At 59.4% G+C, this 25,600-nt stretch carries 24 protein-coding genes; 13 read left to right on the top strand and 11 right to left on the bottom strand.

Annotated elements, in window-relative coordinates; translation table 11 throughout:
• Positions 1-27 precede the first annotated feature (27 nt).
• Entirely contained in the window at positions 28-387 is a 360-nt protein-coding gene (locus AACY11_RS08275) for an MmcQ/YjbR family DNA-binding protein (RefSeq protein ID WP_339494388.1), read from the bottom strand.
• Positions 384-1,292 carry a LysR substrate-binding domain-containing protein gene (locus AACY11_RS08270; RefSeq protein ID WP_339465699.1) on the bottom strand — a complete coding sequence of 303 codons (909 nt, stop codon included), beginning with the start codon at positions 1,290-1,292 and terminating at the stop codon, positions 384-386. Before AACY11_RS08270 ends, AACY11_RS08275 begins: the two co-directional genes overlap by 4 nt.
• Before the next feature lie 128 nt (positions 1,293-1,420).
• Here AACY11_RS08270 and AACY11_RS08265 point away from each other — a divergent pair, with 128 nt between their 5' ends.
• Together AACY11_RS08265 and AACY11_RS08260 are read left to right on the top strand one after the other, a co-directional pair.
• On the top strand, positions 1,421-2,032 hold the full coding sequence (locus AACY11_RS08265; RefSeq protein ID WP_339465698.1) for an FMN-dependent NADH-azoreductase: 612 nt from the start codon (positions 1,421-1,423) through the stop codon (positions 2,030-2,032).
• Positions 2,033-2,268: 236 nt separating this feature from the next.
• Positions 2,269-3,306, top strand: coding sequence for an alpha/beta hydrolase family protein (locus tag AACY11_RS08260; RefSeq protein WP_339494386.1), 1,038 nt, complete (start codon positions 2,269-2,271; stop codon positions 3,304-3,306).
• Positions 3,307-3,336: 30 nt separating this feature from the next.
• Here the strand turns inward: AACY11_RS08260 and AACY11_RS08255 are convergent, their stop codons facing one another.
• Both AACY11_RS08255 and AACY11_RS08250 read right to left on the bottom strand, forming a co-directional pair.
• Entirely contained in the window at positions 3,337-4,518 is a 1,182-nt protein-coding gene (locus tag AACY11_RS08255) for an MFS transporter (protein ID WP_339465695.1), read from the bottom strand.
• A gap of 250 nt (positions 4,519-4,768) precedes the next feature.
• On the bottom strand, positions 4,769-6,355 hold the full coding sequence (locus tag AACY11_RS08250; RefSeq protein ID WP_339465107.1) for an ABC-F family ATPase: 1,587 nt from the start codon (positions 6,353-6,355) through the stop codon (positions 4,769-4,771).
• A gap of 383 nt (positions 6,356-6,738) precedes the next feature.
• Between AACY11_RS08250 and lpxO the strand changes: the two genes are divergently transcribed.
• The 5 genes from lpxO (at position 6,739) to nudC (ending at position 11,204) form a co-directional block, all read left to right on the top strand.
• Positions 6,739-7,638: a lipid A hydroxylase LpxO gene (gene lpxO / locus AACY11_RS08245; RefSeq protein ID WP_339465106.1), complete on the top strand. Its 900-nt coding sequence runs from the start codon at positions 6,739-6,741 to the stop codon at positions 7,636-7,638.
• A gap of 253 nt (positions 7,639-7,891) precedes the next feature.
• Positions 7,892-8,212, top strand: coding sequence for a hypothetical protein (locus AACY11_RS08240; protein WP_339465105.1), 321 nt, complete (start codon positions 7,892-7,894; stop codon positions 8,210-8,212).
• A gap of 52 nt (positions 8,213-8,264) precedes the next feature.
• Positions 8,265-9,407, top strand: a complete 1,143-nt coding sequence (locus AACY11_RS08235; RefSeq protein WP_339494384.1) for a PQQ-dependent sugar dehydrogenase — start codon at positions 8,265-8,267, stop codon at positions 9,405-9,407.
• Between the two features lie 147 nt (positions 9,408-9,554).
• A complete protein-coding gene (locus tag AACY11_RS08230; RefSeq protein WP_221731677.1) occupies positions 9,555-10,367 on the top strand; it encodes a crotonase/enoyl-CoA hydratase family protein in 813 nt (270 codons plus the stop codon).
• A 6-nt stretch (positions 10,368-10,373) separates the two neighbouring features.
• Positions 10,374-11,204, top strand: a complete 831-nt coding sequence (gene nudC / locus AACY11_RS08225) for an NAD(+) diphosphatase (RefSeq protein WP_339494383.1) — start codon at positions 10,374-10,376, stop codon at positions 11,202-11,204.
• Here nudC and AACY11_RS08220 read toward each other — a convergent pair.
• The 3 genes from AACY11_RS08220 to AACY11_RS08210 all read right to left on the bottom strand — a co-directional run bounded on the left by AACY11_RS08220 (position 11,172) and on the right by AACY11_RS08210 (position 13,232).
• Positions 11,172-11,951 carry a TSUP family transporter gene (locus tag AACY11_RS08220; RefSeq protein WP_339465102.1) on the bottom strand — a complete coding sequence of 260 codons (780 nt, stop codon included), beginning with the start codon at positions 11,949-11,951 and terminating at the stop codon, positions 11,172-11,174. The two genes, nudC and AACY11_RS08220, sit on opposite strands and share 33 nt — an antisense overlap.
• 182 nt (positions 11,952-12,133) lie before the next feature.
• On the bottom strand, positions 12,134-12,613 hold the full coding sequence (locus tag AACY11_RS08215; RefSeq protein ID WP_339465101.1) for a nuclear transport factor 2 family protein: 480 nt from the start codon (positions 12,611-12,613) through the stop codon (positions 12,134-12,136).
• Between the two features lie 55 nt (positions 12,614-12,668).
• A complete protein-coding gene (locus tag AACY11_RS08210; RefSeq protein ID WP_339465100.1) occupies positions 12,669-13,232 on the bottom strand; it encodes a TetR/AcrR family transcriptional regulator in 564 nt (187 codons plus the stop codon).
• A gap of 206 nt (positions 13,233-13,438) precedes the next feature.
• On the opposite strand from AACY11_RS08210, the gene pssA reads away from it, so the two are divergent.
• Entirely contained in the window at positions 13,439-14,782 is a 1,344-nt protein-coding gene (gene pssA / locus AACY11_RS08205; RefSeq protein WP_339465099.1) for a CDP-diacylglycerol--serine O-phosphatidyltransferase, read from the top strand.
• Between the two features lie 151 nt (positions 14,783-14,933).
• On the opposite strand, the gene efeO (AACY11_RS08200) is transcribed toward pssA, so the two are convergent.
• From efeO (AACY11_RS08200) to efeU, 4 genes are read right to left on the bottom strand one after another with little or no spacing between them, the layout of a single operon-like run.
• Positions 14,934-15,758 carry an iron uptake system protein EfeO gene (gene efeO, locus AACY11_RS08200; RefSeq protein WP_339494382.1) on the bottom strand — a complete coding sequence of 275 codons (825 nt, stop codon included), beginning with the start codon at positions 15,756-15,758 and terminating at the stop codon, positions 14,934-14,936.
• A 26-nt stretch (positions 15,759-15,784) separates the two neighbouring features.
• Positions 15,785-17,083, bottom strand: a complete 1,299-nt coding sequence (gene efeB / locus AACY11_RS08195; protein WP_339494380.1) for an iron uptake transporter deferrochelatase/peroxidase subunit — start codon at positions 17,081-17,083, stop codon at positions 15,785-15,787.
• Positions 17,084-17,100: 17 nt separating this feature from the next.
• Positions 17,101-18,300, bottom strand: coding sequence for an iron uptake system protein EfeO (gene efeO / locus AACY11_RS08190; RefSeq protein WP_339494379.1), 1,200 nt, complete (start codon positions 18,298-18,300; stop codon positions 17,101-17,103).
• Between the two features lie 8 nt (positions 18,301-18,308).
• Positions 18,309-19,154, bottom strand: coding sequence for an iron uptake transporter permease EfeU (gene efeU, locus AACY11_RS08185; protein ID WP_339465094.1), 846 nt, complete (start codon positions 19,152-19,154; stop codon positions 18,309-18,311).
• 230 nt (positions 19,155-19,384) lie between these two features.
• Here efeU and AACY11_RS08180 point away from each other — a divergent pair, with 230 nt between their 5' ends.
• The 5 genes from AACY11_RS08180 to AACY11_RS08160 all read left to right on the top strand — a co-directional run bounded on the left by AACY11_RS08180 (position 19,385) and on the right by AACY11_RS08160 (position 25,588).
• Positions 19,385-20,401, top strand: a complete 1,017-nt coding sequence (locus tag AACY11_RS08180) for an AraC family transcriptional regulator (protein WP_339465093.1) — start codon at positions 19,385-19,387, stop codon at positions 20,399-20,401.
• Between the two features lie 267 nt (positions 20,402-20,668).
• Complete coding sequence (locus tag AACY11_RS08175; protein WP_339494378.1) at positions 20,669-22,333, top strand: AMP-binding protein; 1,665 nt, start codon at positions 20,669-20,671, stop codon at positions 22,331-22,333.
• 16 nt (positions 22,334-22,349) lie between these two features.
• Entirely contained in the window at positions 22,350-23,111 is a 762-nt protein-coding gene (locus tag AACY11_RS08170; RefSeq protein WP_095126290.1) for an SDR family NAD(P)-dependent oxidoreductase, read from the top strand.
• Between the two features lie 12 nt (positions 23,112-23,123).
• A complete protein-coding gene (locus tag AACY11_RS08165; RefSeq protein ID WP_339494374.1) occupies positions 23,124-24,317 on the top strand; it encodes an acetyl-CoA C-acyltransferase in 1,194 nt (397 codons plus the stop codon).
• A 143-nt stretch (positions 24,318-24,460) separates the two neighbouring features.
• Positions 24,461-25,588 (top strand): acyl-CoA dehydrogenase, encoded by a 1,128-nt coding sequence (locus AACY11_RS08160; RefSeq protein ID WP_339494372.1) that lies wholly within the window; start codon positions 24,461-24,463, stop codon positions 25,586-25,588.
• Positions 25,589-25,600 lie beyond the last annotated feature (12 nt).

Here is a 25,600-nt window from a genome sequence, read left to right as displayed (position 1 = left end):
CGAAGGGTTGTTTTCAGCCGGATTCGGTTACAACCGCAGGCCGACTTGAGTTTTCTTCGGCAGCTTGCTCACCACCAATTGATGCGATCGTTGCAGCAAACCCCGCAACTCCTCAGCGGCCAAAGGGTAGGGCGGGTGCATGATGATCCACTGCGCCCGTGCCAGATAGGGCGCCGGATGAATCCCCGGTCGGTCGCAATGGCCCAGAAACAGATCCTTGTCTACCTTGAACGCCAGCGAATCGCCGCGAAGCCCCTGCAAGGCAAACATCTTGTTGCCAGCAATCGAAAACACCCGAACGCCACCCCATTTGTAGTCCTCGCGCGCGCCCGGCAATGCCAGACAGAACGCGGCCACGTCAGCTTCGCTCATCTTTCCTTGTTTCATAACAACCGCTCCCCACAGGCACTGAACGATTCGACCAGATGATCGATCCACGCGCGCACGGCCGGCATCACGCCGCGCCGATGCGGATACACCGCTTGCAGCCAGCCGCCGGTCAGCGACCATTCGGGCAGCAACTGCACCAGCGTGCCGTTTTGCAACTCGTTTTCGCAGTACATCATTGGCAGCAAGGTGAAGCCTTGGCCCGCCAGGACACAGGTCTTGCGCACGATAAAGTCATCAATGCCCAGGCGCGCCTCCATGTTCAACTCGAAACTTCCGCCATCCTGATCGAACAGTCGCACATGCACCAGGCGATCAGCCTCAAGCGCCCCCAGCACCGGCAGGTTTCTCAAGTCCTGCGGGTGGTTGATTGTTTGCCCCTGGATAAACGCCGGGCTGGCCACCAACACCGTTTGCGCCTGGCGCAAGCGTCGGGTCACCAACAGCGGGTCTTCATCACCCGGTTCACGCACACGCAGGGCAACGTCGAAACCCTCGGCGACCAGGTCCACACGGCGGTTGAGCAGGACTATTTCCAGTTGGACCTTAGGGAATTTGCCAAGAAACTCACTGATGACCGACGGCAGCATTTCCCGCGCCAGACCGGTTGGGCATGACACCCGCAAACGGCCGCGCGGCTCGCTGGACATGCTGGCCACGGCTTCGTCAGCCATTTCTGCTTCCAGCAGCATTGCCTGGCAGTGGCGCAGATATCGTTCGCCGACGGCCGTCAAATTGAGTTGGCGGGTGGTGCGTTGCAGCAAGCGCGCACCGAGACGCTCTTCCAGTTCAGCAATGCGCCGCGACAGCCTTGACTTGGGAATGCCCAGCAAACGCCCGGCCGCCGCGAAGCCGCCAGCCTCGACGACTTTGGCGAAGTAGTAGAGATCGTTGAGGTCTTGCATGGTTGAGATCCGACTGTTCTATCAGTGGGACGAACTATCGCATTGTTGGCGGCTAATCAGCTATTGGTTTGTTGCGTAGGATTGTCTCCATTCCGTCGCCACCGGCGATTCATTCCAGGAGATTCCACATGAAACTGCTGCATATCGATTCGAGCATTCTGGGCGACAACTCGGCTTCCCGTCAGTTGAGCAGCCAAGTCGTCAACGCCTGGCAAGCTGCAGAGCCAAGCGCCGTAGTGACCTATCGCGACCTGGCCGCTGACGCCATCAGCCACTTCTCGTCGACCACGCTGGTTGCTGCCGGTACGACCGCTGAACTGCGCGACGCCGCACAACAGCATGAAGCCGATCTGAGCGCTTCGACGCTGGCCGAGTTCATCGCCGCCGATGCTATCGTGATCGCCGCGCCGATGTACAACTTCACCGTGCCGACCCAACTCAAGGCCTGGATCGACCGCGTTGCGGTTGCCGGCCAGACTTTCCGTTACACCGAAGCCGGCCCAGAAGGCCTGTGCGGTGGCAAGAAGGTGGTCATCGTCTCCACGTCTGGCGGTATCCATGCCGGCCAGGCGAGCGGCATTGCCCACGAGGAATATCTCAAACTGGTGTTGGGTTTCCTTGGTATCACAGACATCGAGATCGTCCGTGCCGAAGGCCTGGCGTATGGTGAAGAAGTGCGCAACAACGCCATGACTGCTGCTCAAGCGAAGATCAGCGAGCAACTTTTCGCCGCCGCGTAAGGCTTGCATAAAGAACTGCTCAAGTTCAGGCAATCCCCCGAAAACTCTGTATTCTGGTTCTGCAAGGGCCGAATACGGAGTTTTTTGTTTCTGACTGTTACATAATCTGGCCCAGGTTATGCAGTCAAACGATCAGCGTCTGGATGCATTGTCGTCACAGTTCGTCGAATTCCCGGCGTACCGGCCTCACAAAGCAACGGATCTTTCGATTGAGTAACAACAGGGTGGGGCACCCCATGATGCGTCTTGGTGCAGCGTTACTGATTTGCCTGCTGGGCGGCCTGAACTCAGTGCAAGCTGCGCCTGGGGTTCACCCGGTCTGGAGCGTTGGCTACCACGAGATGACATTCCTCGATCCGCTGGATCTGCAACCGATGCGCGCCATCGCGTTCTATCCCTCCAGTGAGCGCAAGCACATGAGCCTGCTTGAGGGCTACTCGATTGAAGCCGGCGAAGACACCAAGGTCGCCATGGGCCGTTTTCCGATGCTGATGCTGTCCCACGGCAACACCGGCACCCCCTTGGCGCTGCACGATCTTGCCACCTCGCTGGCCCGCAAAGGGTTTGTGGTGGTCGCGGTGATCCACCCCGGTGACAACTCCAAGGATCACAGCCGACTGGGCACCCTGAGCAATCTCTATGGGCGGCCTATCCAGATTTCCGAAGCGATCACCGCCACCCTTGGCGACCGCATGCTGGCGCCGTTCGTCAATGCGGATCAGGTCGGAGTCATCGGATATTCGGCGGGTGGTGAGACAGCGTTGATTCTCTCTGGCGCACAACCGGATCTGGATCGCCTGCGCCGCTATTGCCAGGAGCGCCCGGATGATCGGGACGCCTGCAACACCAAGGGCGAGCTCATTGTTGATCGTGACGACTTGCAACCGGTGGCCGACCCGCGTGTTCATGCCTTGTTGCTGATGGCGCCGTTGAGTCTGAAATTCGGTCGTCAAACGTTGGCCGACGTGCATGTGCCCGTGCTGCTGTACAGCGGCGATGGCGACAAACTCGTCGCATTCGATAAAAACGCGGCGGCGCTGGCGCGTAAACTGCCGACTGCACCGGACTTCAAGCTACTGGCCGGAGCAGGGCACTTTGTGTTCATGGCGCCGTGCAGCGAAGAGCAGATTCTCGCCATGCCGGCGCTGTGTACCGATGCTGATGGCGTGGATCGTGAAGACATCCACCGCAACCTGATTTCCGAGGCCGGACGATTCTTCGCCCATACCTTGGGCAAACCGAGCCGAGCGGGGATGCAGACAGCGGATCAATAAATATCGTCGGTTCATCACGATCGAAGCACTTCAGACCTGAGATTCTGCCCGCCGCTTGAGCAGCAGCGTCAACCCCAGCCCGGTCACCGACAACAGCGCCGCACTGAAGAAAATCCACGAATACCCCAGATTCAACGCCACCGCGCCCATCAACGGCCCGGCAATCGCCAGCGCCAGATCAAAAAACACCGCATAAGCACTCAACCCGGCACCACGGCTGGAGTTGGGCACCTGTTTGATCGCCTCGACCCCCAGTGCCGGATACACCAGCGACAGGCCGAACCCGGCCATGCCTGCCCCCATCAACGCGTACGCCGTGGAGGGCGCCAGCCAAAGCATGACCAGGCCAACGGTTTCAATGGTCATGCAGGCAATGGCCGAATTGAAACCGCCGAAGCGACTGATGGCAGAGATGAACAGCAGGCGCGACAGGATGAAACACACGCCGAAAACGGTCAGGCAATACGCGGCGCCGCTCCAGCCACGATTAAGGTAATAGAGGGTGATAAAGGTGGTCAGCGTGCCGTATCCGATCGAAGCCAGACTCAAGCTGGCGCCAAACGGTGCAATGCGTCCGAACACAGCCCAAAAAGGCAGCCGTTCGCCGCGCACCACCGGCACTGAAGGTTTATTGCGGATCAACAGCAGCGCACCGATGGCCAGCACCGACAGTGCGATGCCGAGACTGGCAAAACCGTAATCGGCGACCATCACCACACCCAGCGGCGCGCCGATGGCAATCGCGCCGTAAGAGGCGATGCCATTCCAGCCGATTGATCGGGCCGTATGTTCGACCCCGACCTGGCCCATGCACCAACTGATGGTGCCCACCCCGATCAAGCCTTGGGCGATGCCCAGCAGCAAACGCCCGGCAATCAGAATCAGCAGGCTCGGCAGCGCAAAGCTTTGCAGCAGCGTCGACACCAGCGTCAGCACACCGCTGAACACAATCCCCAGCAGCCCATAAACAATCGCCCGTTTGGTGCCGATGGTGTCCGACACGCGTCCGGCCATCGGCCGACTGAGCAGCGTGGCCAGGTACTGCGAGCCGATCACCAGCCCGGCAATGATGGCGCTGAAACCCAATTGTTCGTGAACATAACCGGGCAGCACCGCAATCGGCAGTCCGATGCAGAGAAAGGCAATAAAGGTATAGAAAACGATGGATACGATCTGCAGGGTGATCGCCATAGAGCTTTGCGGAGCAGACATGAGGACTCGTTCGCGGGCGGCGGTGGGAGAGTTCGCATCATGGCGTGGGCGCAGAACAAAAGAAAGCAGGCTAACTATTTTCCTGAGCGCTGATTTCGTTGCGGCGCGCTACAGGTTCAATGCGCTCCCCTGTGGGGGCGGGCTTGCTCGCGAAGGCATCTGAACCGCCATGTTCCTCACGTCAGATTGCAAAAAGCCCCGTCACAAAGGACAGGGCTTTTCACTGGCAGCTCAAAACGAATAGCTGTTCTTAGAACACCACACCCTGACTGCGCAGGTAATCATCGTAGGTGCCGCTGAAGTCGGTCACGCCATCCGGGCTCAGCTCGATGATGCGCGTAGCCAGGGACGATACGAACTCACGGTCGTGGCTGACGAAGATCAGCGTGCCCGGGTAGTTTTCCAGCGCCAGGTTCAACGCTTCGATCGACTCCATGTCCAGGTGGTTGGTCGGTTCGTCCATGATCAGCACGTTCGGCTTTTGCAGGATCAGCTTGCCGAACAGCATGCGACCTTGCTCACCACCGGAAATCACTTTGACCGACTTGAGGATCTCGTCGTTGGAGAACAGCATGCGGCCCAAAGTACCGCGAATCATCTGCTCGCCCTGAGTCCACTGACCCATCCAGTCGAACAGCGTGACGTCGTCTTCGAAGTCGTGCGCGTGATCCTGAGCGTAGTAACCCAGTTCCGCGGCGTCAGTCCACTTGATGCTACCGGCATCCGGGGTCAGTTCGTTGACCAGGGTGCGCAGCAGGGTGGTCTTGCCGATACCGTTCGGGCCGATGATCGCGACGCGCTCGCCCGCTTCGACCTGGAAGCTGAAATCCTTGAACAACGGCTTGCCGTCGAAGCCTTTGGCCATTTTTTCGACCATGACGGCCTGGCGATGCAGCTTCTTGTTTTGATCGAAACGGATGAATGGGCTGACACGGCTCGAAGGCTTGACCTCGGCCAACTGGATCTTGTCGATCGCCTTGGCGCGGGAAGTGGCCTGCTTGGCTTTCGAGGCGTTGGCCGAGAAGCGGCTGACGAACGATTGCAGTTCGGAAATCTGCGCTTTCTTCTTGGCGTTGTCCGACAGCAGTTGCTCGCGGGACTGGGTCGCCACGGTCATGTACTCGTCGTAGTTGCCCGGGAACAGACGCAGCTCGCCGTAATCCAGGTCAGCCATGTGGGTGCACACGCTGTTGAGGAAGTGACGGTCGTGAGAGATGATGATCATCAGGCTGTTGCGCTGGGTCAGAATGTTTTCCAGCCAGCGAATGGTGTTGATGTCCAGGTGGTTGGTCGGTTCGTCGAGCAACAACACTTCCGGATCGGAGAACAGCGCCTGAGCCAGCAATACGCGCAGTTTCCAGCCTGGCGAGACTTCGCTCATCGGGCCGAAATGCTGTTCCAGTGGAATGCCCAGGCCCAGCAGCAACTCGCCGGCACGGGATTCGGCAGTGTAGCCGTCCATTTCGGCGAACTCGGTTTCCAGCTCGGCCACGGCCATGCCGTCTTCTTCAGTCATTTCCAGCAGCGAATAGATGCGATCGCGCTCGGCCTTGACCTTCCACAGCTCTTCGTGACCCATGATCACGGTGTCGATCACGGTGAATTCTTCGTAGGCGAACTGATCCTGGCGCAATTTACCCAGGCGCACGTTCGGCTCGAGCATGACCTGACCACCGGACGGGTCAAGGTCGCCGCCAAGGATTTTCATGAAGGTCGACTTGCCGCAACCGTTGGCGCCGATCAGGCCGTAACGGTTGCCCGCGCCAAATTTGACCGAAACGTTTTCGAAGAGCGGCTTGGCGCCGAACTGCATCGTGATGTTAGCTGTAGAGATCAAGAGTTTTTCCTGCGAAGCATTCTGAATTGCGAGGGTGCGGCCGGAGCGCTTGGCCCGAGTCAAAGTGCGCTGAAGCGGGGAGGTCCCGTCATCAACCAAGGGGGGCGCGTAAAGTTTGGCGGCGATTGTACTGGTCTAGCTCTTTAAACGATAGGGCGAACACGCCACGAACGCCGATTGGCACAATCGCGGGACAGTTTTTCACAGATGAAGGCTCACTATCGGTTACAAAGTGTGGCTAAAATGCCATCCATTCACCTAGCGCCCTAGAACGGCGTGGGCTCAAGGACGCGCCATGTGTACTCAGACCACTGCATAAGACGCCAGAGTTCATGCTCCCGGGTGCGCGCAGTTTGTTCACTTCTGACGTGTGACGATTTTTCGTGAAACTTATCATTGCTGCTATTTATGTCATTTCCATTGCATACGTACACCTGCGTGGCCGTGTGCGCCACAAACTGGGCCGGCAACTGAGTGATCACTCGACGTTTCTCGCGCCGATCAATTGCTTCCTCTATCTGTTCTCGAAGAAGCCGAACAAGCCTTATCTCGATCCGGCAGACTTTCCTGATCTGAGCCCATTGCAAGCCCATTGGAAGGAGATTCGCGAAGAAGGGCAGAATCTGCTGCGCGCTGGCGAGATCAAACGTTCCGATCAATACAACGATGTGGGATTCAACTCGTTTTTCAAAACCGGCTGGAAGCGGTTCTACCTGAAATGGTACGGCGACAGTCACCCGTCGGCGATGAAGTTGTGCCCAAGAACGACCGAACTGGTACAAAGCATCGGTTCGATCAAGGCGGCAATGTTTGCCGAGTTGCCTCCGGGATCGAAACTGGTGCGTCACCGCGACCCGTATGCCGGTTCTTATCGTTATCACTTGGGCCTGGAAACGCCGAACGATGAGGGTTGCTATATCAATGTCGACGGTGAGAACTATCACTGGCGCGATGGCGAAGCGGTGATGTTCGACGAAACGTTCATTCACTATGCTGAAAACAAGACCGACAAGAACCGGATCATCCTGTTCTGTGACATCGAGCGGCCGCTGAAGTATCGATGGGCCGCAGCGTTCAACGGCTGGTTTAGCCGCACTGTGATGTCGGCAGCGGGTGCGCCGAATGATGCGGGGGACCGTACTGGCGGGATCAACCGGTTGTTTACCAAAATCTACAAGATTCGTTTGCGCGGCAAAGAGCTGAAAAAGCGCAACCGCAAGCGGTACTACATGGAAAAGTGGGCGATTTTCGGTGGTTTACTGGCTGTCTTCATCTTGATCTGATGAATATAAAGCCGCCACCGACGCCTTCGCGAGCAAGCCTGCGCCTTTGCAGAGTGTAAGAGCCAGGCTGATTTACCCGGGTGATCTTCAGGTGCCCGCGGCTCAGGGCGAAACTTCCCCGTCATTTGGCGGCTTCCGAGGGTTCGGTCAAGCCGTGTTACATGTTGTTTAAAGGTCATGGGTTAACAAATCCGAACCCTGGGCGTAGCGTGGACTCGAAGGCTCTATTCCATGCCCATCGAGAGGCCGCCCCATGAACCGAATTCTGCTTGGCATCACCGTCCTGACACTCAGTGGCGGTCTGGTTCATGCGGATGTCCTGCTGGCGCAAAGCCCTGCCGGCAACAGCAACAACCCCTACAACAGCCCAATCCGCCGGGCCAACCCAAACAGCATGCAGGGCACCCATCCCAATGCCCCGCCAATGCGAGGGCCAAACACCGTACCGACGCCACGCCAGCCCACCGTTGAGAATCGTGGCATTGGCAACGGCCAGCCGATTCGCTCGTCGCCAAGTAAACCGCCCGCGTTCATTCCCAACCCTCCCTCGCGGGATTCCGGCAGTAACCGCTGAACGGCAGGACTGCTGTTCTGCCAGCCTCTGAAACGAACAAAAGGACTCGTGCATGTTGCGTAAAACCCTCCTGGCCAGCCTGTGCGTCAGCGCACTGATCAATGCTCCGGTCTTGGCCGCTACCCAAGAATTGCAAAGCGAGCAGGGCACCCTTGAAGTCACCACGATTACCCAAGGACTCGAGCATCCGTGGGCGCTGGCCTTTCTGCCGGACCGCCAGGGTATGTTGGTGACCGAACGACCGGGAAACCTGCGGGTGGTCGGTACAGAAGGTCAATTGTCTGCGCCTGTCAGCGGCGTACCGAAGGTCTGGGCCAAAGGGCAGGGCGGTTTGCTGGATGTCGTGCTCTCACCAGATTTTAAACAGGACCGGCTGATTTACCTGTCGTACGCCGAAGGCGGCGGCGTCGGGGACAAGGCCGGGACGGCCGTAGGGCGTGGGCGGCTGTCGGACGACCTGAAAACGTTGAAGGACTTTAAAGTGATCTTCCGCCAAGAGCCGAAACTCTCTGTCGGCAACCATTTCGGTTCACGACTGGTGTTTGATCGCGACGGTTATCTGTTCATCACCCTGGGCGAAAACAACGACCGGCCCACCGCGCAGGATCTCGACAAGCTGCAAGGCAAAGTCGTACGTATCTACCCCGACGGCAAAGTACCGGACGACAATCCATTCGTGGGTCAGTCTGGCGTGCGGCCCGAGATCTGGTCGTACGGCCAGCGCAATCCACAGGGCGCAGCACTCAATCCGTGGACCGGCACGCTTTGGGAGAATGAACACGGGCCGCGCGGAGGTGATGAGATCAACATCATCGAGCGGGGGAAAAACTACGGTTGGCCACTGGCGACTCACGGCATCAACTATTCCATGCAGCCGATCCCGGAAGCTCAGGGTAAAACCGCTGAAGGCACGATTGCGCCGCATCATGTGTGGGAGAAGTCGCCAGGCGTATCGGGGATGGCGTTTTACGACAGCGACCGTTTTAAACCGTGGCAGCACAACGCGTTTATCGGCGCGCTGGCGACACAGGAGCTGATTCGCCTGCAGTTTGATGGCGACAAGGTGGTGCATGAGGAGCGCTTGCTCGGCGAACTCAAGCAGCGCATCCGTGACGTACGGCAAGGGCCGGATGGCTACCTGTACGTGTTGACGGACGAGGAGAATGGTTCGCTGTACAGAATCGGTCTGAAGTAACCCGCTGTGGCGAGGGAGCCTGTTCCCTCGCCACACACCGGCGCAGAGGCCGCAGAACTCAACTCAGTCCCGCATTTGGCCGAACCGCCACCGCGATGCCTTGTTATAGTTCGGGCTTCATTTTCAGCCCGGTAAAGGATCACTGCCATGTCTCAATACACCGCCTTCAGTGTCGAACTGGCCAACAATATCGCTCATGTGCAGATCAACCGTCCGGAAAAAATCAACTCGATGAACGCCGCTTTCTGGAGCGAGATCGTCGAGATCTTCCAGTGGATCGACGACACAGACGAAGTGCGCGTGGTGGTGCTCAGCGGTAATGGCAAACACTTTTCCTCCGGCATTGACCTGATGATGCTCGCCGGCGTCGCCAATGAATTGGGCAAGGACGTCGGTCGCAATGCGCGCCTGCTGCGCCGCAAGATCCTGACCCTGCAAGCCTCGTTCAACGCCGTCGACAACTGCCGCAAACCAGTGCTGGCAGCCATTCAGGGGTACTGCCTGGGCGGCGCGATTGACCTGATCGCCGCGTGCGACATGCGCTACGCCGCCGAAGACGCGCAATTCTCGATCAAGGAAATCGATATCGGCATGGCCGCTGATGTTGGCACATTGCAACGGTTGCCGCGGATCATCGGAGACGGCATGCTGCGTGAGCTGGCTTACACCGGTCGCACATTCGGCGCTGAAGAGGCGCGTAACATCGGTCTGGTCAATCGTGTTTACAGCGATAAGGATGTGCTGCTCGAAGGCGTTTTCGATATCGCCCGCGACATCGCTTCCAAGTCGCCTATCGCGGTCACTGGCACTAAAGAAATGATCAGCTACATGCGCGACCATCGCATCGACGACGGTCTCGAATACGTTGCCACCTGGAACGCCGCCATGTTGCAATCCACCGATTTGCGCGTGGCCATGGCCGCCCATATGAGCAAACAGAAACCCGAATTTCTGGATTGAGAAACCATGACATCTCGCTGGACCACTGCAGTACTGGACACTGATCAACCCGGCGGTTGGGCGGTGGCGCGCAGCCCCGAAGGCTTTCTGTTCGATGACAACGGCGCACTATTCCCCCGGGAATGGCTAAAGCGTCAGGACCTGTCGACCCTCGCCGAACATGGCATTGGCCATCTCGATGGCGAGCCGGTGTACCTGCTGGAATTACGCAGTGCCAGCGAGGTGCCGGGTTGCAACTGGAAAGGTCTGCGGGCGTTCATGCTCGATGGCGATCACACGATCTATAAAGTCTTGGGCTACGCCGCGCAGATCGGCACCTGGGCTCGAGAACATCGCTTCTGCGGCAATTGCGGGAAAGCGATGACGCAGGTGCCACGTGAGCGTGCGATGTATTGCCAGCTGTGCGATTTGCGCAGTTACCCGCGCATTTCGCCGAGCATGATCGTACTGATCACCCGTGGCGACGAGATTTTGCTGGCACGCTCACCGCGCTTCGTTACCGGCGTCTATAGCACGCTTGCCGGGTTTGCCGAACCGGGCGAGTCGGCCGAAGATTGCCTGATTCGAGAGGTGGGTGAAGAAGTGCAGATCGAGGTGAAGAACATTCAATACATGGGCAGCCAGTGCTGGCCGTTTCCGCATTCGATGATGCTGGGTTTCCATGCTGAATACGCCGGCGGTGAGATTGTCTGTCAGGAAGACGAGATCGAAGACGCCCAATGGTTCAACGTGCATGATCTGCCGCCGTTACCGGCGTCAAAATCGATTGCCCGTTACCTGATCGACGTCTACGTGGCGCGGCGCTTAGGCCACGCTGAACCAGTGCTGCCAGGCTAGACGCACGGTCAAACCCAGTACCACGGTGATGAACACCGGGCGAATGAACTTGGCGCCGCCGCTGATCGCGGTGCGCGCGCCAAAGAACGCGCCGACCATCACCGACAGGCCCATGCTCAGGCCGATGATCCAGTCCACCTGCCCGGAAAACACGAACACCGACAGCGCCGCAATGTTGCTGACGAAGTTCATGCTGCGCGCCACGCCGCTGGCCTTGACCAGATCGATGGGGTAGAGCAGCAGGCTGCTGACGGTCCAGAACGCACCCGTGCCGGGGCCGGCCACACCGTCGTAGAAACCAAGGCTGAAGCCTTGGCTTGATTGCCATTTCTTTTTGATCGGTGCGTCGCTGTCCAGCGGCGCTTTTGGTGTGCCGCCGAACAACAGGTACAAGCCGCACGCGAAGACGATCACCGGGAGCATTTTGTTCAGCCATTCTGCGGGCAGGTAATGGGCGACGATGGCGCCCGCCAGCGCGCCAACCAAGGTACCGATAATCGCGTGTACCCATTGCCGTGGATGAAACAGCTTGCGTCGGTAAAAGGTGAAACTGGCGGTGGCCGAACCAAAGGTCGAACTGAGTTTGTTGGTACCCAGCACCAGATGCGGCGGCAGGCCGGCGGTCAGCAACGCAGGTGTGGTCAACAGGCCGCCCCCGCCCGCGATGGCGTCGATGAATCCGGCAATGAAAGCGACGAGGGCCAGAATGGCCAGGGTGGTGAGGTCAACACTGAGTTCGAAAGGCATGGAATCGGCTTATTCGGCAGGGCGCAGTTCTAGGCTGCGGGGAGGATCGCCATGTTACTCATTTCCAAGTGTTGCCGCGAGCCGTTAGCCTGCTCGCGAAAGCGGGGTGCCAGCGACAGAAATTCTGGCTGACAAGACGCCTTCGTGAGCAGGCTCGCGTCTACACCGCGGTCTTCGTGAAATTACAAACCCAGATCAGACAGCCCCGGATGATCATCCGGGCGACGCCCCAGCGGCCAGTGAAACTTGCGATCGCTTTCCTTGATCGGCATGTCGTTGATGCAGGCATAGCGCTGGAACATCAAGCCATTCTCATCGAACTCCCAGTTTTCGTTGCCGTAAGAACGGAACCAGTTACCCGAATCGTCGTGCCACTCGTAGGCGTAACGCACGGCAATGCGCGTGTCAGACCAGGCCCAGAGTTCCTTGATCAAACGGTAATCCAGTTCCTTGGCCCATTTACGGGTCAGGAAGGCCTTGGCTTCTTCGCGGTTGCTGGCGAACTCGGCGCGGTTACGCCACTTTGTATCGAGGGTGTAGGCCTGCGATACCTTTTCCGGATCGCGAGAATTCCAGCCATCCTCGGCCAAACGAACTTTCTCGATCGCCGAATCTCGGTTGAAGGGCGGCAATGGTGGACGTACCTGGGCTGCAGTAGACATGTTAAGTCTCCCGATAAATTCAACGTTTAAACAACTTGTCAGGCTCATTAAGGTGTTACAGGTCCAACAACTTTCGCGCCATGCATTGCGCATTATCGGCGGCACTGTGATCACCCATCACAAGCGCTACGGTAATGGCGCCATCAATCAGGATCAGCATCTGTTTGGCCAGCAGTTGCGGATCCTTGGCGCCATGTTCGGTACATAGCTCGCACACATAGTCGAGCAGCTTCTGTTTGTGCTCTTTGGCGACCTGGCGCACCGGGTCCTGAGGGTCGCCGGTTTCGCCGCTGGTATTGATGAACGCACAGCCGCGGAAACCTTCCGAAGCGAACCAGCCCTTGAGCACGGTAAACAGGTTGAGCAAGCGATCGGCGGGGGTTTCGGCCTGATCGACGGCGTTTCGGTACCAGTGCATCCAGCGCACGTCACGGCGTTGCAGGGCGGTGACGGTCAGCTCCTCTTTGTTGGCGAAGTAGCGGTAGATACTTTTTCTGGAGACACCGGCGGTTTTCACCAGAAGATCCATGCCAGTGGCGGCGATGCCGCTTCTGTAAATCAGCTTTTCGGTGACATCCAGAATGATGTCGCGAGTCGATGGGTCAGTAGTCAGGTTCATGTGGCAAACAGTAGAATGATCGTTCTCCTTGGTCAAGCGTTGATTTCAAAGTGGCGCTCACGAGCAAGTCCGCCCTCGCCGTGGATCGTTTTTCAAAGGCGGGAGTGAGCCTGCTCACGAAGGGGATATTGCAGCCAGTAACAAGACCCGAACGAGTCGATGGTGTAAGCTCTCGGGTTCTTCGGATTCGACCCATTGCGAGCCCTATGCCGTTGCTTTTCAAACGTTCTCTGCTGCCTAAATTGCGCAGCTTTCCGCTGACCGCCGAGGCCGTGACCATTCTGTCCGGTGCCGCCGAGTTCCGTCGTTGCCTGTTGGAGAAAATCGCCGAGGCGACCCAGCGTATCGTCATCGTCGCGCTTTATTTGCAGCAAGACGAAGCCGGTCAGGAAATCCTCGATGCCTTGCACGCCGCCAAACTCAAGCGTCCAGAGCTTGAAATTGCTGTGGTGGTCGACTGGCTGCGCGCCCAGCGCGGGTTGATCGGCGCCGGCAAGCAGCCGGGGAACTCGGCGTGGTATCAGGAGATGACCCGCACCCACCAGAGCGAAGTGCCGGTTTACGGTGTGCCGGTGCAGACCCGCGAGTTGTTTGGCGTGCTGCATTTGAAGGGCTTCGTGATCGACGATTGTGTGGTCTACAGCGGTGCGAGCCTGAACAACGTTTATCTGCACAAGTTCGACAAGTACCGTTTCGACCGCTATCACGTCCTGCGCAGCCCTGAGCTGGCGGATTCGATGCATCACCTGGTCAAGCACGGCCTGATCGAATCCAAAGCGGTGCACCGTCTTGATTTGCCGAACCTGCCGACCACCCGAAGCCTGCGCAACTATATTGGCGATCTGCGCAGTCGACTCAAATACGCGGCATACGACACCAGCGCCGGCAGTACGGCGCACACTGGCCTATCGGTCAGTCCGTTGCTTGGCGTCGGCAAGAACAACCCGCTGAACCGGGTGATTCTCGAGTTGATCGCCAGCGCGCAAACGCAACTGACCATCTGCACGCCGTACTTCAACCTGCCGCTGGGCGTGATCCGTGAGGTCAACCGTGCGCTGGCTCGCGGCGTGAAGATCGACATCGTGGTGGGCGACAAGACCGCCAACGACTTTTACATCCCGCCAAGCGAACCGTTCAAGGTCATCGCGGCATTGCCGTACCTGTACGAGATCAGCTTGCGCCGCTTTGCCAAACGGCATCAGCGCAACATCGACAGCGGCCAGTTGAACCTGCACCTGTGGCGTGACGGTGACAACACCTATCACCTCAAGGGCATGTGGATCGATCAGCGCTATACGCTGCTGACCGGCAACAACCTCAATCCACGGGCGTTCCGTCTGGATCTGGAAAACGCGCTGTTGATGGATGATCAGCAAGGCGAGTGGCTGGAACCGCGGGCGAAGGAGCTGGAGGAAATATTTCGCCATACCACGCGTATCGAGAGTTTCCAGAGTCTGGAAACCTTGCCGGAGTACCCGAGCGGGGTGGCGAAGTTTCTCAAGCGCGTGAGCCGGGTGCGGATTGAGCGGTTGCTCTACCGGATTTTGTAAGGCTTCAAGCTATTCGGTGCGGCCACAACCGCTTTCGCGAGCAAGCCCGCCCCCACAGGAAGGCTGTGTTCACCACAAATAAGGTGATCGACACAGATCCAGTGTGGGGCGGGCTTGCTCGCGAGCGGGCCGTATCAAACGCTATAAAAACTCAGTTCAGACCCAGCTTTCCACGCAAGGTCGACAGGTCTTCAGCCAAGGTATTCACCGGCCCGATCAGCGCTTTGCGGTCGTTATCCTTCACCTTGTCATACGTCTCGAAACCACCGTCCTTGGTCCTGTACTTGGCCAGAACTTTATTCACGGAGGCGAAGTTCTTGTCCACTTTGGCGACGAACGCCTTGTCCTGTTTTTCGATCTGCGGACGGAACAGATCAACGATTTTCTTCGCGCCGTCGATGTTGCCCTGGAAGTCGTACAGGTCGGTGTGACTGTAACGATCTTCTTCACCGGTGATCTTGGTCGCGGCAACTTCCTCAAGCAACGCCGCAGCCCCCCCCACCACCTTCTCAGGCGGGAAGGTCAGACCGGCCACGCGGCTCTGCAGGTCTTTGACGTCTTTGTTCAAACCATGCGCCAACGTATCCAGGCCTTGGGTGCTCTTTTCAGAGAACAGCGAATACTCGATGCGGTGGAACCCGGTGAAATCTTCCGCTTTCACGCCTTTTTCGTGGTCGTCGACACGCGAATCGATAGACGCATCAAGGTCACTGAACAGCTCGGCAATCGGTTCGATCGACTCGTAGTAAACGCGGGTCGGTGCATAGAGCTTTTGCGCAGTCGCCAGGTCGCCTTTCTTCACCGCATCGGTGAACTGCTGAGTGTGGCTGGCCAGCTCATCGAGTTGTTCGGTGACGTAGATCTTGTAGTCCGACACCGGCCCGACCAGATCCAGTGCAGAGGTCGCTGCGAAAGCCGACAGCGGGGTGTTGAGCAAGCCAAGGGTCAGTAATAGCGCGAGTGGCGTTTTTTTCATGGGGCGGCTCCAGTGTCTTGATTGTTTTAGGCAGCGGTTTTCGGTTGTGTGGCATTAAGCAGCGAGCGACCGATGAAGTCCTTGTCGCCCGTAACGCCCGCAAGCGTGAAGAAGTAACCGCCGCCGACGGGTTTGAGGTATTCCTCAAGCGGTTCGCCATTGAGGCGGGTCTGCACGGTGATAAAGCCTTTTTCCAGGTCGGCCTGGTAGCAGATGAACAGCAACCCCATGTCAAGCTGACCGTTCTTGTTTACCCCGTTGGAATAGTTGAACGGCCGACGCAGGATCAGGTTGGCCTGGCTCGCAGCGGTACGCGGGTTAGCCAGGCGGATGTGCGCGTCGAGTTTGGTCAGCTTGCCGGCCGGATCTTTGCTGTAATCCGGGACTTCGGTTTCATGTCGGGCCCCCATCGGCGCGCCAGTGGTTTTGACCCGACCGATGATGCTTTCCTGTTCCTGCAACGGCGTGCGATCCCAGCGCTCGACGAAGTTGCGGATGATCCGCACCGCTTGATAGCTGCCATGCACGGCCCAGGCAGGTTCATCGCTGTCCGGTTGCACCCAGACCACGCGGTCCATGGCTTTGCCGTCGGTGGAATCGGGGTTGGCTGAGCCATCCCGGAAACCGAGGAAGTTGCGCGCCGACTGCGCCGGCACACCGGGTTTGGCCGGGGCTTGTGGCGGCACGCTACCTTCCTGTTTCCAGCGCACCAGCAGCAGATCAGGCAGGTTCTTCACAATGTCGCGCAGGGCATGAATGTTGGTGTCGGCGGTGTTGGCACAAAACTGCAGGCTGAGGTCACCGTGGCAGCAGTCGGCGTCCAGTGCATCGTTGGGGAAACCGACCATGCGGATCAGACGCTTGGGTTTGGCGTCGGCTAGGCCGAAGCGCTCATCGAACAGCGACTCACCCACCGAAACGGTGATGGTCAGGTTATCCGGCGTGACCACCGGGCCGAGGATGCCGGAATCCGGGGGCGGCAGTTTCGGGTCAATCTGTGCCACGGGGCCGCCCTTCATCAGAAAGGCGATGCGCTCGTTGAGGGTGCGAAACAGTCGTTCAAGGTCTTCGCGATCACTGGCCAGTACATCGAACGACACCAGCATGCCCGACGCCGGGCGCGGGGTGACGATGCCGGTCTGGTGCATGCCGTGGAAGTCGTGGCGGTCTTCAGTCTTTTCGCTACTCGGGGCTTCGGTGACTTGTGCCGTTGCGGCGGCCATGGCCGGGCAGCTCAGGGCCGAACCTGCGAGGGCGACACCGGCGGCACCCATGCCCATCAGGACACGGCGACGCTGCAGGTTGAGTTGTTCTGAATCTTTCATCGGTACTCGTCTTCTGCTTACAGGCCGGAGAGGCCGAGGGCGGGATCGATGCCATCAAGCGCGCGGGCCAGAGCCTGAGCCTTGTCGGCAATCTGTTTGCGTTGTTCGCCGCTGACCGTGTCGTAGCGGGCGTAGCCGTCCTTGATCTTGTAGGTGTTGAGTTCGGTATCGAAGTCCGCCAGAGCCTTGTCGACTTTCGGTAACAGATCGGCAGCAGACTTGCTCAGCATCGGTCGCAGCAGGTCCACGACTTTGTGTGCGGTTTGCAGGTTGGCGGCAAAACCGTTGAGGTCGCTGTGGCTGTAGCGCTCTTCTTCACCGCTGGCGGCGCGGACGTCGGCGAGTGTGCTGAGGTTGCGCACGACGCTGTTGACCAGTTGTTCCGGTGGTAGCGACTGGGCGAGCAATTGCTGTATGAGCGTGGTGACGTCGGTCAGCAAGCGCTGAGAAACCGGTGCGAGATCGTCGAGTTTTCCTTGCTGGAACAGGCCGTATTCGATCCGGTGGAAACCGACAAAGGCTCGATCCTGCTCGCGTTTTTCAAAGTAATCGGCGCGGGCGTTGATGCTGTTATCCAGTTCGGCCAGACGCTGCGCAGCAGGAGCCAGGTGTTGATAGGCCGCACGAGCCGGCAGATACGCCGCTTGCGCTTGGCTCAAGTCGCCGCTGGCGATCGCCTGATCAAGCACGGTCACGGCTTTGATCAGCGCGCTGCCCTGGCTGGCCAGATACACGCGGAACTCCGACAACGGCCCGACAAAGGCGATCATCGAGGGCTTGGCTTTGGCCGCGGCGTCAGAAGCAGCTGTGGGCGTGACATGTAAAGTGCCGCGCGGATTGCTCAGCAGGCCACACGTGATCGCGTAGTCGCCGGGTTGCAGGTTGGCGTTGATTGCCTGGCTCAGGCCCGGCGCAATATTCTCGCGCTCCTCGACCACCAGCACGCCGTCGAGGATTTCCCATTCCACTGCTCGCTCGGAGCGGTTGACGATACGGAAACTGGCGCGGCCGGCCGGTACGCTCAATTCATTGGGCTCGCAGTTGCCCGGATGAATGTTGACCACCACTTCGTTGAGGTTGTGCTTTCGTTTGGCCGCCGCCAATTGCGAGGCGTAATAGAACAGGCCACCGGCGGCGACCATCACGATCACCGAGCCGGCCACCGCCCAACGCAAGGCGCGGGGAGGCGAGGCCTGGGGAGTATTAGGCTTTGACATGGGTGCCCTTATTGGCTGGAAACAGAATTCGGTTGTGCGACGGGTTGGGTCGGTGCAGCCGGGAGGAAAAACACCACCAGCGCCACCATCAGGTAGATCAGATAAGCGCCAAGGGTGCTGAGGGTTGGGGTGTCCTGATAACCGAACATGCCGGCCAGCACTGAACCCAGCGGCCCGCCCATCGGCAGCGTGGCACTGAAGTCAAAAACTACGGTTTGCAGGTGATTCCACAGCCCGGCTTCATGCAGCGCCTGCACCGAGTTGGCGAGAATCCCCGCAGCGACGACGAGAATGAACAGCCCGGTCCACTTGAAAAACGCAGAAAGGTTGAGGCGCATGCTGCCGCTGTAGATCAGGAACCCAACAACGATGGCCAGCATCAGGCCGAGCAGGGCGCCAATCGGCGCGCCGGGGCCTTCGCTCTGTTGGAACACGGCGAGCAGGAAGAACACCGTTTCCAGACCTTCGCGGGCCACGGCGAAGAACACCATGGCGATCAGCGCGATGACCTGGTGTCTGGAAGAGGTCAGCGCTTCGTCCAGCGAGGCGTGCAGCGAGTGTTTGATCGAGCGCGCGACCTTGCGCATCCAGAAGACCATGGCGCTTAGAACCCCCACGGCCACCAGCCCGACCATGCCTTCGAACAGCTCCTGCTGCTTTTGCGGGAACTCGGCACTGACCAGTTCCAGCCCGCCACCCACCAGCAGCGCTAGCGCGGCGGCGAGAAATACGCCGATCCACACGGCGGGCATCCATTGGCCACGGCCGGTCTGTTGCAGGTAGCTGGCGATGATGCCAACGATCAGCGCGGCTTCAATGCCTTCGCGCAGCATGATCAGGAAGGGGACAAGCATTCGGTATCCAATAGGTCGTTCGAAGAAGTTACAAGTTGTAACATAATGACACTCATTCGCAAATGAAACTGATTGGCATAAACCTGAACGTTAGCTGAACAATCCTGATTTTTGTGCTGCGCAGGTCTCTGGAGCAGCGGGCTTGCTCGCAACCACGGTTGATTCGTGTTGAATTCAAGTCCTGCGTTAAGATGCCGCACAGTCAAAAACAACCAGGTCTGCCTCGCTCCATGTCGGAAAAAGACACCATCGCCGTTCAATTGGTGCGTGAAGCACTGCTGCAGAGCTGTGCCCCGGGCGCGGCCACTGAAGACGTCTTGAACAAGGTCGGCATTGCTCCAGCCTTGCTGCACGCAGGCGATGGCCGAGTAGCGGCCTCGCAATACGCCAAACTCTGGCGCTTGCTGGCGCGGCGCGGCGATGACGAGTTTTTCGGCATGGACCCGCGCAAGCTCAAGTCAGGCAGCCTTGAGTTCCTCTGTCGTAGCGCGATGGCGCAACCGACACTTGCTGCCGGTTTGAGCAGCGGCCTGGGATTTCTGTCGCTGATGCTTGAACGTCTGCCTGCGCAACTGGTGCATCAGCAGAGCCTCGCGGAAATCGTTTTGCTTGAAGACGAACCTGAACCCGCCCGCGCCTTTACCTATTTCACCTACTGGATGATCGTCCACGGTGTTGCCTGCTGGCTGGCCGGGCGACGTATCCCGATCATGGCCATCGAACTGCGCTGCCCGGAACCGGACTTCACCGATGATTATCGAGTGATGTTTTCGGAAAACCTGCGGTTCGACCGACCTCGCACACGGATGATCTTCGCGGCCGACGTGCTGGATCTACCGATCAAACGCAGTGTCGAGGAGTTGCAACGTTTCCTGGCCCACGCGCCGGCCAACATCCTGGTGAAGTACCGCGACCCACAAAGCTTTGCCAGTCGGATCAAACAGGATTTGCGTCAGTTGCCCGCCGAGAGCTGGCCTGAAACCGAAGCGCTGGCGCAGCAATTGTGCATGTCGGCTTCAACGTTGCGCCGACGCCTGGCGGAGGAGGGGCAGACGTATCAAGGCCTCAAGGACAGTGTGCGCAAGGAGTTGGCGATTATGTGGCTGGCGGAGCCTTCGATCAGTTTTGTCGAGATCGCAGCGCGGCTAGGGTTTGCCGATGCCAGTTCGTTCTACAAAGCGTTTCGCAAGTGGTCGGGGTCCAATCCTGGGCACTATCGCACGTTGATCCTGAATGAGGCGGTCTGATCCAGATCATCCGTCGCCCGGCCCGACGCCTTCGGGAGCAATCCCCCTCCCACAGTTCAGATCAGCTCCCTCAGCTTGAAATGCATTCCCCTGTGGAAACAGACCCGCTCCCGAAGAGGCCGGAACGGGCAGCACACTTACCAGCGCTTGGCCAAACCAGTCAGCCACTTTGATGGCTTTGACCATTGCCCCAAGCCCACCACAGCGCGACTATCGCTGTGTTGTTTACGGTTCCCAGCCTAATAAAAACACAGAGGGATTCTGGCAATGCGCGATTACTTGTCTGCCACCGAACAGTTCAACTATCAGCACACCGTGGATGCCGCGCTCAGCGGTACGCTGGCGGCGCTCAACGCCTGCGTCGAATGTTGCGACCGTCATGCCTTGCCCGGGCGCATTGCGCTGTTCTGGGAAGGCCGCGACGGCGCCAGTGCGACGTACACCTTCAGCGACCTGCAGGACAAAGCCTCGCGTTTCGCCAACTTCCTCCTCGCCCAGGGCGTGCAGAAGGGCGACAAGGTCGCCGGCCTGCTGCCACGCAACATCGAATTGCTCATCACCGTGCTCGCCACCTGGCGCATCGGCGCGGTGTATCAGCCGCTGTTCACCGCGTTCGGCCCCAAAGCCCTCGAACATCGCCTGAACAGCTCCGGCGCCAAAATCGTGGTCACTGACGCCGTCAACCGACCGAAACTCACGGAAGTTGCAGACTGCCCGACGCTGGTCACCGTCAGTGGCGCCAAAGGGCAGGGCATCGTCCGGGGCGATTTCAGTTTCTGGGCCGAACTGGCTCATTATTCCAATGCCTGCGAACCGGTGCTGCTGACTGGCGAAGACCCGTTCCTGTTGATGTTCACCTCGGGCACCACCGGCCCGTCGAAAGCGCTGTCGGTGCCGCTCAAAGCCATCGTCGCGTTCCAGAGCTACACTCGCGATGCCGTGGATCTGCGCCCGGAAGATGCGTTCTGGAACGTCGCCGATCCGGGCTGGGCCTACGGCATCTATTACGGCGTCACCGGCCCTATGTCGATGGGCCACCCGATCACCTTCTACGACGGCCCGTTTACCCTGGAAAGTACCTGCAGGGTGATCAACAAGTACGGCATCACCAACCTCACCGGTTCGCCAACGGCGTATCGCTTGCTGATTGCCGGCGGTGACGAGTTCGCCAAGTCGATCAAGGGCAAACTGCGCATCGTCAGCAGCGCCGGCGAGCCGCTGAACCCGGAAGTGATCCGCTGGTTCGCCGACCACCTCGACGTGGTCATACACGACCATTACGGCCAGACCGAACTGGGCATGGTCCTGTGCAATCACCACGGCCTCGAACACCCTGTTCATGTTGGCGCTGCCGGGTTTACCTCGCCGGGTCATCGCATTGTGGTGCTCGACGATCAGTACAACGAACTTGGTGTCGGCCAGCCGGGCATTCTCGCCATCGACCGTCCGCAATCGCCGATGTGTTGGTTCGGCGGTTACGAAGGCGCGCCGACCAAGGCGTCCGTCGGCGACTACTACCTGAGCGGTGACACCGTGGAATGGAACCCGGACGGCAGCATCAGTTTTGTCGGCCGCAGCGATGACGTGATCACCACATCGGGCTACCGCGTAGGCCCGTTCGATGTCGAAAGTGCGCTGATTGAGCACCCGGCCGTGGTCGAAGCGGCGGTGGTCGGCAAGCCCGACCCGGAGCGTACTGAACTGGTCAAAGCGTTCGTCGTGCTGAGTGCGCAATACCGCGCCGCGCCGGAGTTGGCCGAAGAGCTGCGCCAACACGTACGCAAGCGTCTGGCCGCGCATTCCTACCCGCGTGAAATCGAATTTGTCAGCGAGTTGCCCAAAACCCCGAGTGGCAAATTGCAGCGCTTTATCTTGCGCAACCAGGAAATCGCCAAGGCTCAAGAGGCCGCGGCGCATAACGTTTCAGCTTGAATCAGGAAGTACAGTCATGCAGATCGAAAACAAGGTTTTTATCGTCACCGGCGGCGCGTCCGGCCTGGGTGCCGCCACGGCTGAATTGCTGGTCAGTGCCGGCGCCAAAGTGATGCTGGTGGACATGAATGCCGAAGCAGTCGCCGCACAGGCGCAGCGTTTGGGCGCGCAAAGCGTGGTGGCCGATATCAGCAACGAAGCCGCCGCCGAAGCTGCCGTGCAGGCGACCGTCAAAGCCTTCGGCAGCCTCAACGGTCTGGTCAACTGCGCCGGCATCGTTCGTGGCGAGAAGATCCTCGGCAAGAACGGCCCGCATGCACTGAGCAGTTTCGCCCAAGTGATCAACGTCAACCTGATCGGCAGCTTCAATATGTTGCGCCTGGCCGCTGCGGCCATCGCCGAAGCCGAGGCCAATGCCGACGGCGAACGCGGCGTGATCATCAACACCGCCTCGGTCGCAGCGTTCGACGGCCAGATCGGCCAAGCGGCGTATTCCGCTTCGAAAGGCGCGATCGCCAGCCTGACCCTGCCGGCCGCCCGTGAGCTGGCGCGCTTCGGCATCCGCGTGATGACCATCGCCCCGGGCATTTTCGAAACGCCGATGATGGCCGGCATGACCCCGGAAGTCCGCGATTCGCTGGCCGCCGGCGTACCGTTCCCGCCGCGTCTGGGCAAGCCAGCCGAGTACGCCGCGCTGGTTCGGCATATCATCGAAAACAGCATGCTCAACGGCGAGGTGATCCGTCTCGACGGTGCCTTGCGCATGGCCGCCAAGTAAGGAGGATTTGTCATGACCCTTTCCAACGATCCGATTGTCATCGTCAGCGCTGTCCGCACCCCCATGGGCGGCTTTCAAGGCGAACTGAAAAGCCTCACCGCGCCACAACTCGGCGCTGCCGCGATCAAGGCGGCGGTGGAGCGTGCAGGTGTTGCCAGCGACTCGGTCGACGAAGTGCTGTTCGGGTGCGTATTGCCGGCCGGCCTCGGTCAGGCGCCTGCGCGTCAGGCCGCACTCGGCGCCGGGCTGGATAAGTCGACCCGTTGCACCACGGTCAACAAAATGTGTGGCTCAGGCATGGAAACCACCATGCTCGCCCACGACATGTTGGTCGCTGGCAGCGCCGATGTGGTCATTGCCGGCGGCATGGAAAGCATGTCCAACTCGCCTTATCTGCTGGATCGTGCCCGCGCCGGTTACCGCATGGGCCATGGCCGCGTGCTTGATTCGATGTTCCTCGACGGGCTCGAAGATGCCTACGACAAAGGCCGGCTGATGGGCACCTTCGCCGAAGATTGCGCCCAAACCCATCACTTTAGCCGTGAAGCCCAGGACGCGTTCGCTATCGCTTCGACCACCCGCGCCCAGCAAGCGATCAAGGACGGCAGCTTCAAGGCCGAAATCGTCCCGCTGACCGTGACCGTTGGCAAAGAGCAGGTGCTGATCAGCCACGATGAACAACCGCCGAAAGCCAAACTCGACAAGATCGCCTCACTGAAGCCTGCGTTCCGCGAAGGCGGCACGGTGACGGCGGCGAACGCCAGTTCGATCTCTGATGGCGCCGCTGCACTGGTGCTGATGCGTCAGTCGCAGGCGCAGAAACTCGGTTTGAAACCGCTGGCGGTGATTCACGGCCACGCAGCGTTCGCCGACACCCCGGGCCTGTTCCCGGTGGCGCCGATTGGTGCGATCAAGAAATTGATCAAGAAAACCGGTTGGTCGCTGGGCGACGTTGATCTGTTCGAGGTCAACGAAGCGTTTGCTGTGGTCGGCATGGCGGCGATGACTCAATTGGAAATTCCTCACGACAAACTCAACGTGCACGGCGGCGCCTGTGCCTTGGGCCATCCGATCGGTGCATCCGGCGCGCGGATTCTGGTGACCTTGCTCTCGGCCTTGCGCCAGAGAAACCTCAAACGCGGTATCGCGGCAATTTGTATCGGCGGCGGCGAAGCGACGGCCATGGCCGTGGAATGCGTCTACTAAGGCCAACCATTCCCAACGCTGGGAGGAGATTTGCTCCCGAAGTGGCTGTGTCAGGCACATCACTTTTGAATGACACACCGCTTTCGGGAGCAAGCCCCCCCCACAGGGTTCTGTGTAGTCACCCCCGGATTTAAGGATTCACCATGATTGCCAACGAAGACCAAAACCAGATCCGCGACATGGCCCGGCAGTTTGCCGAGGAGCGGCTGAAACCGTTCGCCGCCGAGTGGGATCGCGAACACCGGTTTCCCAAGGAAGCCATCGGCGAAATGGCCGAACTGGGCTTCTTCGGCATGCTCGTGCCGGAGCAGTGGGGCGGTTGCGACACCGGTTACCTGGCCTATGCCATGGCCCTGGAAGAAATCGCGGCCGGCGACGGCGCCTGCTCGACCATCATGAGCGTGCACAACTCGGTGGGGTGCGTGCCCATTCTCAAGTTTGGCAACGACGATCAGCGCGAGCGCTTCCTCAAACCGCTGGCCAGCGGCGCAATGCTCGGTGCGTTCGCGCTGACCGAGCCGCAAGCCGGTTCCGATGCGAGCAGCCTGAAAACCCGTGCACGCCTGGAAGGTGATCACTACGTGCTCAATGGCTGCAAACAGTTCATCACGTCGGGGCAAAACGCCGGGATTGTCATTGTGTTTGCAGTGACCGATCCGAGTGCCGGCAAACGCGGAATCACCGCACTTATCGTGCCGACCGATTCGCCGGGCTACAAAGTGGCCCGCGTTGAAGACAAGCTCGGCCAGCATGCTTCGGACACCTGCCAGATTCTCTTCGAAGACGTCAAAGTCCCGGTCGCGAACCGCTTGGGCGAGGAGGGCGAGGGCTACAAGATCGCCTTGGCCAACCTCGAGGGCGGGCGCGTCGGCATTGCTTCGCAAGCGGTGGGCATGGCCCGCGCCGCGTTCGAAGCCGCGCGCGATTACGCCCGCGAGCGGGACACCTTCGGCAAGCCGATCATCGAGCATCAGGCCGTGGCGTTCCGCCTCGCTGACATGGCCACGCAGATCGCCGTTGCGCGGCAAATGGTGCATTACGCTGCCGCCCTGCGTGACAGTGGTCAACCGGCCTTGGTCGAGGCGTCGATGGCCAAGTTGTTCGCCTCGGAAATGGCCGAGAAGGTCTGCTCGATGGCATTGCAAACCCTGGGCGGTTACGGTTACCTCAACGACTTCCCGCTGGAGCGCATCTACCGCGACGTGCGTGTCTGCCAGATCTACGAAGGCACCAGTGATATTCAGCGCATGGTCATTTCGCGCAATCTTTGAGAAGGAGTTTTT

Origin of the sequence: Pseudomonas sp. RA_105y_Pfl2_P56, assembly GCF_963970845.1 — a bacterium.
Taxonomy (GTDB): domain Bacteria; phylum Pseudomonadota; class Gammaproteobacteria; order Pseudomonadales; family Pseudomonadaceae; genus Aquipseudomonas; species Aquipseudomonas baetica_A.
This window is presented reverse-complemented; position numbering and strand designations above follow the sequence as displayed.